Annotated in this window: 10 protein-coding genes and 2 pseudogenes; 9 read left to right on the top strand and 3 right to left on the bottom strand. The window is 57.2% G+C overall.

Annotated features, from left to right (window positions below; genetic code table 11):
- The 6 genes and pseudogenes from FHT76_RS40955 to FHT76_RS40930 all read left to right on the top strand — a co-directional run.
- A partial coding sequence (locus tag FHT76_RS40955) for a transposase (protein ID WP_259132183.1) occupies positions 1–324 on the top strand: 324 nt, incomplete at its 5' end.
- Positions 263–892: a substrate-binding domain-containing protein gene (locus FHT76_RS40950; protein WP_259132181.1), complete on the top strand. Its 630-nt coding sequence runs from the start codon at positions 263–265 to the stop codon at positions 890–892. The genes FHT76_RS40955 and FHT76_RS40950, both read left to right, overlap by 62 nt.
- A 125-nt stretch (positions 893–1,017) precedes the next feature.
- Positions 1,018–1,301, top strand: a pseudogene (locus tag FHT76_RS40945) (transposase); the annotation flags it as partial.
- Positions 1,302–1,747: 446 nt separating this feature from the next.
- Complete coding sequence (locus FHT76_RS40940; RefSeq protein WP_259132179.1) at positions 1,748–2,113, top strand: YciI family protein; 366 nt, start codon at positions 1,748–1,750, stop codon at positions 2,111–2,113.
- A gap of 3 nt (positions 2,114–2,116) precedes the next feature.
- A complete protein-coding gene (locus FHT76_RS40935; RefSeq protein WP_259186875.1) occupies positions 2,117–2,314 on the top strand; it encodes a hypothetical protein in 198 nt (65 codons plus the stop codon).
- Complete coding sequence (locus tag FHT76_RS40930) at positions 2,314–3,348, top strand: RNA polymerase sigma factor (RefSeq protein ID WP_259186874.1); 1,035 nt, start codon at positions 2,314–2,316, stop codon at positions 3,346–3,348. The genes FHT76_RS40935 and FHT76_RS40930 overlap by 1 nt, the downstream gene beginning before the upstream one ends.
- Before the next feature lie 238 nt (positions 3,349–3,586).
- On the opposite strand, the gene FHT76_RS40925 is transcribed toward FHT76_RS40930, so the two are convergent.
- Positions 3,587–4,624, bottom strand: coding sequence for an adenylate/guanylate cyclase domain-containing protein (locus FHT76_RS40925; protein ID WP_259132185.1), 1,038 nt, complete (start codon positions 4,622–4,624; stop codon positions 3,587–3,589).
- Between the two features lie 272 nt (positions 4,625–4,896).
- On the opposite strand from FHT76_RS40925, the gene FHT76_RS40920 reads away from it, so the two are divergent.
- Positions 4,897–5,358, top strand: a complete 462-nt coding sequence (locus FHT76_RS40920; protein WP_259132175.1) for a hypothetical protein — start codon at positions 4,897–4,899, stop codon at positions 5,356–5,358.
- Between the two features lie 142 nt (positions 5,359–5,500).
- Here FHT76_RS40920 and FHT76_RS40915 read toward each other — a convergent pair whose 3' ends face one another.
- Together FHT76_RS40915 and FHT76_RS41625 are read right to left on the bottom strand one after the other, a co-directional pair.
- The gene (locus tag FHT76_RS40915; protein ID WP_259132173.1) at positions 5,501–5,995 is read right to left on the bottom strand and encodes a TspO/MBR family protein; all 495 of its coding nucleotides are present in this window, start codon (positions 5,993–5,995) and stop codon (positions 5,501–5,503) included.
- 19 nt (positions 5,996–6,014) lie between these two features.
- Positions 6,015–6,881 (bottom strand): annotated as a pseudogene (locus FHT76_RS41625) (alpha/beta hydrolase).
- 671 nt (positions 6,882–7,552) lie between these two features.
- Here FHT76_RS41625 and FHT76_RS40910 point away from each other — a divergent pair.
- Together FHT76_RS40910 and FHT76_RS41620 are read left to right on the top strand one after the other, a co-directional pair.
- Complete coding sequence (locus FHT76_RS40910; protein WP_259186873.1) at positions 7,553–7,846, top strand: MgtC/SapB family protein; 294 nt, start codon at positions 7,553–7,555, stop codon at positions 7,844–7,846.
- A complete protein-coding gene (locus FHT76_RS41620) occupies positions 7,831–8,262 on the top strand; it encodes an MgtC/SapB family protein (protein WP_405049547.1) in 432 nt (143 codons plus the stop codon). The genes FHT76_RS40910 and FHT76_RS41620 overlap by 16 nt, the downstream gene beginning before the upstream one ends.
- The last annotated feature ends 58 nt before the right edge of the window (positions 8,263–8,320 follow it).

The raw sequence follows: 8,320 nt of genomic DNA, 5'->3' as shown, positions 1-8,320 counted from the left end.
GATGCTGTGTCCTACACCCTGAACCAATGGGATTACCTGACGCGTTACACCAGCGACGGCAGGATGCCGATCGATAACAACATTCTGGAACGCGAGATCAGAGTTTTTGCCACCGGAAGAAAATCGTGGCTGTTCAGCGATACCGCTGACGGAGCCAGGGCCAGCGCCGTGATCTACAGTCTCATGCTAACTTGCCGCGCCTGCGGCGTCGACCCGCTCGCCTGGCTGCGCCACGTGCTCACAGAGTTGCCGCAGCGGGGCGATGCGGCGGAAATCGGCGACCTGCTGCCGTTCAACTTCTCCAAGACTACTGCCGCCGGATAGAGCCGGATCTCGCTACCAATGCGCGCACATTCATCGGTCTTGCCGTCGTCAATGCGCATCGAAAATCGCGCTTACGTTTGAATTGCATTTGAGCAATGTTGACGAGGACATTCTAAGACGCGAAGCCGATATCGCGATCCGAATGCATCGCCCGACGCAGACTGGGCTCGTCGCGCGCAAAATCGGAGAGGTTGGACTGGGCTTGTTCGCATCCAAGAAATATTGCTCGAAAGAAGGCTTGCCGGCGAACATAAACGATTTGGAGCGTGCTTCGCTGGTCGGCCAGGATAAGGCGTCATCGATACGAGACGCCTTTACCGCGGCTGGCCTCCCCCTCAATGCGACCTTCGCCTTCCGGACAGACAACGACATCGCGCAGCTTGCGTTAATCGGAGCTGGAGTGGGAATCGGGGTATGCCAAGTTGGCGTAGCGGAGAAGAAGGGGTTCGTGAGAGTGCTGCCAAATTTGGAGGTGAGTTTGGAGGTCTGGCTGACGATGCATGAAGATCTTCGCACTACTGGTCGATACCGGGCAACCTTCGACCACCTCGCTTCATTTTTGGCTTGATGCTGGACCTGTCCAGCGAATCGCCTCAGCAGGCGTTGGCAAGGCGGATGGTGCCAAGGACCAAGCGTAACTTTGAGTTTCGCGTTTAGGCAAGGCGCAGAGATCGTCTTTCGGCACGCTATTAGCGCTTGACCAGTTGGGTCGAGGAGACAATCGAGCAGACCCTGACCTTCTTCCGATTGCCACGCCAGCATCACAAGCACCTGAAATCGACGGATGCTTGACGCCTCAACGAGGAAATCCGCCGCAGGACCTATGTCCTGCGCATGTTTCCAAACGCAGAGAGCTGCTTGCGCCTCGTCAGATCCCTTGCCGTTGAACCCACGAAAACTGGATGGAGGCAGATCGATACATCAACATGGACGATCTACGAGAGCACAAGAAGCTCGCCATGCGCCAAGCCGGATGACCGTCCAATTTGCTGAACTTGACGCACTTAACCCTTCGGCGTATCGCAGACGCATTTCATTGGTTCGGATTCCATCAATAGCGAGGTATGACCGCTCCGGTCTTACAGCTCCCCGTCCATCTCACTTCATCGAAGCCGAGATGGTTTATGACCCTTGAACCCCACATCAAGGGCGAACAACGCGCCCACCGATTCATGGTATCTCACCTGCTCCTTCGAAGGGAAAACCGAGCCGACGTGAGGCATAGTGTTGACAGATTTTTTTCCTACGAACGTGCAGCTTGTCGGTTGTGAGCACGGCAAGCCGATCCTAGGCAAAGGCGATCGGCAGGCGGCTTCTCCGTTAGCAAAAAAAGTTTTAGGCTCTGTCCGAATGGCAGCTCTAGCCGCGTCAGTGTTTTAGAGCCGGATGATCCGCCTCAGCAACCAACTACAGGGACGACAAGATGCAATATATGCTGATGTTTTACGAGAGCGAGGCCGAGATTGCCGCCCAGCGCGACCAGGCCGACCGTACCGGACCCTATTGGGGGGCCTGGAACGCCTATATCGGTGCCCTCTACGAAGCGGGTGTGGTGATCAAGGGCGATGGGCTGATGCCGCCCTCCACAGCTACCACGGTGCGCATTCAAGCCGGTAACCGCCTGGTGCAGGACGGGCCGGTGGCCGCTACCAAGGAACAGCTGGCCGGTTACGTCGTGATCGAGGTACCGGACCTCGATGCGGCGCTTTCTTGGGCAGCGCGCAGCCCTGCGGCTTCCCACGGGGCCACCGAAGTGCGCCCTGTGCTCCCTCCGCCTAGCCAGGGCTAAGCTTTGAACGGCAGCCTTCACGAACACGGGCGGCGGGCGGCGGAGAACGCTGCCCGCACCTCTTATGGGCGCCTTCTCGCATATCTTGCGCGGCAATGGCGGGACGTGGCCGCAGCCGAAGACGCCCTGGCCGAGGCGTTTACCCGCGCGCTCGACATCTGGCCTGCACATGTGTGCCGGCCAATCCCGATGGCTGGCTGATGGTAACGGCGCGCAACCGGCTGAGGGATGGAGCGCGGGCGGGGAAAACACGCGAACAAACGACCAACAGCCTCCTGGTGCTGGCACCGACACAAACCGAGAAAATGCCCGTGATTGCCGACAAGCGGCTGGAGCTGATGTTTGTGTGCGCCCACCCGGCAATCGACGCTGCCGCGCGCACGCCGCTGATGCTGCAGACAGTGCTCGGCCTGACGGCCGAGCGCATCGCCTCTTCGTTCCTTGTTTCGCCCGACACGATGGGACGGCGGCTTAGCCGGGCAAAGGCGCGCATCAAGCACACTGGTATAGCCTTTGAGGTGCCAGACGAAGACGAGATAGGTGAGCGCACGGGCGATGTGCTCGAGGCGATCTACGCCGCTTATGGGCACGGCTGGGACAGCACGGGTAGCGACGACCAGACGCGCAAGGGGCTGACCGAAGAAGCGATCTGGCTGGCGCGGGTGCTGGTGGAGCTGCGGCCAGACGCCGAGGCGCTGGGCCTTCTGGCGCTGATGCTGTTTTGCGAAAGTCGCAGCGCCGCGAGGCGGGTGGAGGGCCGCTATGTGCCGCTGGCCGAGCAGGATACGGCGCTCTGGAATCTGTCGATGGCGCGCGAGGCTGAAGACAAATTGCGAACTGCCGGAGGGCTTGAACAGCCAGGGCGTTTCCAGCTGGAGGCGGCGATCCAGTCGGTGCTGGTGCAATCGCGCCTGACGGGCGCGGATTTGCGCCTGCCGGCGTGGACGCTGCATGGGCTATTGGCGCAGAAGGCACCCACGATCGGCAATCTGGTGGGGTTGGCGGCAGCCACGGCCGAGGTGCATGGCCCTGAAGCGGGTCTTCATGAACTGGCTCAGCTGCCCGAAGCGATGACGGGGGACTACCAGCCGTTCTGGGCACTCAAGGCACAGTTGCTGCAGCAGCTGGCGACCGACCAACATGCCACTGCAACGGCTTTCTGGCGGGCCATCGGCCTGACGGAGGATGGGGCTGTGCGCGCCTATCTCATTGGTAAGTCAACGCAAGCAGGCTAGTTAAGCAACAGGACAGGCGATGAATTGTCGTCCCCCCGGGTTTGAGGGGAGGTCGATTAGACGCGGCTCAGTCAACTGCCCAGCGATCTGATTGCGATGCTGGACGGTTTTCAATGCATTTAGAGAGTGAAGTCCCCAAATGTTCGGGGCAAGCGCGCATCGCCGGCGGAAGCTTTCAATGAAAGCCTTGCACATCGCAAACGTCTGTTGCCAACCGATTCTCTCACTTCTTACAAATTCACGCGGACGCTCTCATCGTTGGCCGCGAATGCTGCTGCAAAGCTGTAACCGAGAGGAGTTGACCGCGTCCGCGAACGGCATGTTCGCCGCGCGGCATGGCGCAAACACCTGGCGGTAGTACAAGTCGGGAGAGGAGCTCATCTGATATCAAAACGGCTTCATTGAGCGTGCGGCATAGACCTTCGAGCCTCGCCGTCGCGTTTACAGTATCGCCGAAATAGGTGATCTTGTGGTGGTCCTCACCAATTTCCGCCGTGACCACCGGGCCGCCGTGTAGGGCCGCGCGAAGAACTGGTACGCTATTGAACTTCACCTGCCAGGCATCCGCCTGGGTCTCTATGGCGTCAAAGACATCGAACACGCAGCGCACGCAAGCGGCATCAAGCGTGCCAGACTTCAAATGCCAGGTTATAAGGACAGCATCGCCGATATAATCGTCTATCATACCTCCATATTTACGCACGGGTCCGGCGATCGTCTTGAAAACAGCTGCAAGATATTCTTGCGCCTCCAAATCACCGAAACGTTCGGCGTAAGCGGTCGAGCCCACAAGATCGATAAAAAGGAAAAGTCTTTCTTCTCGGACGGGCCGGCGGTACCGGCTGAGCAGCAGGCTAACAAAGATCTGTGCACCCAGGAGGTCGCGAACCCTGAGAATGAAGATGATAAGCGCGGAAACGCCGAGTGCATAAAGCAATACATCTCCTGTTAGAAGGGTCGCGCTCGCAAGACTTGTGGGAAGGATGCCAAAACTCCAGAGCCCAAAACCTGCGATGGCGTTGGCGATAAAGATCAGGATGATGTAGACGGTCAGCTGACCGGCAAAAAATGCGTAGGTCGGTAAGCCGTTAAGCCGTCGCCGAAGCTCCGGAAGGATGAAGCCCTGTTCGAACGCCAGAAGAGTCGCGAATATCGAAGTCGCAAATGTCGCCCCGATATATCCAGGCCCGCCTATAACGAATACACTGTAGGCCATGCCGCTCGCTGCCGAGGCACAGATGACCAATATCAACGATGTCAAAGAAAGTCGGCCCATCGGCGTCACCGTTTGGTTGTCTCGAATGTTACGATTGCAGCAGTCAGCTTCCAAGCGAGCAAGTCGGCATTAGAGTTTTATGCGTCGACCACACTATCATAATCCGTCCTTGCAGCCCTCGGCTTGCACCCATTTCCCTTCAAGGCTATAGGCAAAAGCGTCGCGGTCGCTTTTAAAGTAGGCGTTTCCGTCGTGCCGTATTCGGATCAAATCCAGCCTACAGTAGTCGCAATTTCTCAGGAGCGTTGCAGTATCGTCAGAGTCCTGCCGGGGTGGCCACCGCTCTCCTTGCGGCCGATCTTGACGACGACAGTCGTCTCGTCGATCAGGTGGATATTCTGGTTGCCGCGCACCTTCTGCCGGTCGCCGAGGCTGACGAACGGATGGAGCCGCTTGCGCTTCCATTCCTCGGGCGAGACCAGCCCTTTGCGCCGGCGCTCGAACTCGGACCTTTCGCCGAAGACCGCGCCGCCTTCCGGCGTCAGCTTGCGCTTCCAGATGCCGAGCTTCGTTGGGCATTGGATCGCCCAACTGTCGAGCAGCCCTCATCACCGAAGCAGGCCTTGACCAGGTTTCGCACATCCAACTCTTTCGGCTTCGTGCCGTCTGCCGCCATCGCGTTCGCGTATGCCGAGCGTATGGCAGTCGGTTGCACACGCCGCAGCTCGTCAAGAAGCGAACCGTCCTCGTCCGAACAGCGATATGGGATGGAGATGGTCTGCAATGAAACATGATCGAGCCAATGTCCCTATGAGACCTCGAATAATTCGCCGCCGTCAAACGCCGGCGAAAATCGAGCCCAACATTCAGACGCATTTAAGCGAAAAAACCGAGATTGTTAGACTGCAGCATTCCACACGGAAATCCGAATAGCCGCTAGTTCAGCCTCCAGATTTCGAAGTTGAGCACGGTGGCGAAAGCCACCCACACGGCGAGTGGAACGAGCGAGAAAGCCGCCATTCTGTCAACAGACCGTGACTTTGCAATAGTCAACACAATCAGCAATAGCTGGGGCACTATGTTGATAAGCCCCGCGACCGGACTGCGATAAGCGAAAAAGAGCCACGACCACAAACCATTAAGCGCAAGTTGCGCGAAGAAAAGTCCCAGTGCCTGTCCGCGTCCTATAACTTGGTGTGGAACTCGCAACAGCCGCCAAGCCGCAAAAGCCATCAGCACGTACAATGTAGTCCAAACCGGCGCAAAAATCCAATTTGGCGGATTGAAGAACGGCTTCGTAAGCGTCGAGTACCAACCGTCTATGTTAGGAATAGTAGCGAGTTGCCCGGCCACGGACGTAACCATCACAGGCAAAAGGGCTAGGGCGAGATCCGCAAAGAAATTTCCGCGATCAGGGTTTTCGGCTCTCATCTTCTCCACTCCGTCTGTCTTAGCGCTGTAAGGCGCGGATACGTGCGTCTACGTGATCTGGATCAATCGGTTTTGGGGAACATCTAAGAAAGTGTTTGTCAAAGCGGCAGCTTCGAATGCAGACATCGGTAACTCGGTAGCTCACTATGTGAGTAGGCTGCCTCGCCGCCGTATGATCACTCCCGAGTAGCAACCGACCTCGACGGCAGGAATACGGTCGGCGCAGCGACGACGCCTTGCAAGCTGCGACGCCTTCGGCCACAACGGAAGGAGAGGTGGTGGATTGCTTGTCGACAAGCGTGGCAACCGTAGCCCTGTTGTTTTCTATCAACTTTATCATCGTCGGTGAGCTAGCAAAGACGCCATGGCCTCCACCACCGACCTCGGACGCGTCGGCGACCGCAATTCCCGCACGCTGAAGGGGAGCAATGTCACGCCCATTTCCAACGCGTGGGTGGCACCCCGCGATGAACCGTGAAAATCCAAGTGCCCTGTCTCGCCTGGAAATGACGATCGCAAATGGGTAGGGCAGGGTTCCTATGTCTCTTGCTTGGCTATGGAACACGTCAACGTCGATGTCAGGCGCTGCCAACACCACGCCAACCAGGCGTCGGAAGACATTTGTCTCCTCGTAACGCCAAATCGCGCAGGGCCTCCATCACAACGAGAGACCCCTAGAGTGCCCGACTACTATTATTTGTCGGGCTTGGGTCTTGGAGAGAAGCTCAATGGTCCGCGCCAAGCCGTAACGTGCAACGATCGCACTATCTCTGTCGAATACGTAAAGAGGTATCGACGCTGCGGACGCCCAGGCAAATGATACAGGGACCGCGGATATGCCGAAATCATGGGAAATCTCACCAGTTCGGAAGAGGTTATCGGCAATGTTGCTGTTGTAAACATGGACGAATAAGAAAATCTCCTGCTGTTTCGACGGACGTTTGCAAGTGCGCTATTGATTTCCGAGACGAACCGCGATGAGGTCTGTATCCGATTGTAGGACGTCGCGCGGAAATGCCTCGATGGATCGGGTTGTCTTCCACTTGACGTCACTTCGCCGACCCGCCGGTTGGCCGGTTTTTCTTTTTTGAACGTTGCGAAAATTTGAGAGCCATCGCCGCGCGGAGTAAGGCCGGTCTAAGTCGTCAGCCCTGAGCCTGTCTGTTGCGACGAAAACGCTTGCAGACGAGATAGACGAGGCTGCAGCATGCGGATGCCCTAATCCGGTCACTGCGCGACGGGCCAGCGCATCCGGCAAGCGCAATCACTGAGATAGCGGAAAATGTTGACTTTGAGATCCAAGTACGGATGTTCCGATGATTCGGCTCATAAAGCGGCAACAGGCTGCCCTCCCGGGAAAGTCGCGACAATCGCATAAACGGATACAATCGACACCCTGTCGAAACCATGACATCATGAAAATTACGAGTTTCTGTCGGAAGGCTGCAATTTCGAAGGAAGTCATTTTTGTGTCAGATTGAGCGAGGCTTAACGCTCTACCGAACTGCTTTATTCATCGAAGTGAAATTCGCAGGCGATACGTAGGTCTCGCATCGCTTGCCATTCGCGGTAAACGGACAGGAGTTGCATCGCGTCCAAACATCGAAATGTCACAACTGTTATGCAGAAAGGCTTTCCTTGCCGCAAATTGATTTGGAAACGACTCATTCGATATTGATTAAACTTGGCGTCGCGCTGCTGCTCGGCGCACTGATCGGCATTGAGCGGCAGGTTCGCCGGAGAAATTCCGGGCTTGCAACACATGCCTTGGTCGCGCTCGGCGCTGCAGCTTACACATCCCTGCCGACAGCGGCCGGACTGGGTCCGACCTCCGGATGGCTGCAAATGTGATCACCGGTATTGGGTTCTTGGGGGCTGGGTCGATCATGCGTGACGGCGACAGCGTCAAGGGTCTGAGCACGGCTGCGACCGTCTGGAGCACGGGTGCCGTTGGTGTCTTCGCAGGCTACGGCTTTCTATTGCTAGCCGCCGAAACCACAATTTTCATCATTGGGTTCAATTTTTTCCTCCCCAAGCTTGGTCTAAGAATTCCACTAGCACCGGTTCAGTCTGAACGGGTCTATTTAATTCAACTTGAATGTGCGATGGCGCAAGAGGCAGCGGTCCGAGCAATCCTGCTGAAAAAACTTAACGAAAACGATGTTTGGTTAAGATCGCTCAAAAGCCGTGACCTAAATGGAACCCACAAGGCCGAGGTCGAGGCCCTGGTGGGTCGTGTCCCGCCGAATGGTGTAGGTCGGCGGTAGCGAAGCCGCTCGTGAGCGCGTTCTCAATCGCGCCGTAGCGAGCGAGCGGCGAAGCGGC

It is taken from the genome of Rhizobium sp. BK176, from assembly GCF_024808055.1.
The sequence above is the reverse complement of the archived record's forward strand: the minus strand, read 5'-3'. Positions and strand labels throughout refer to the sequence as shown.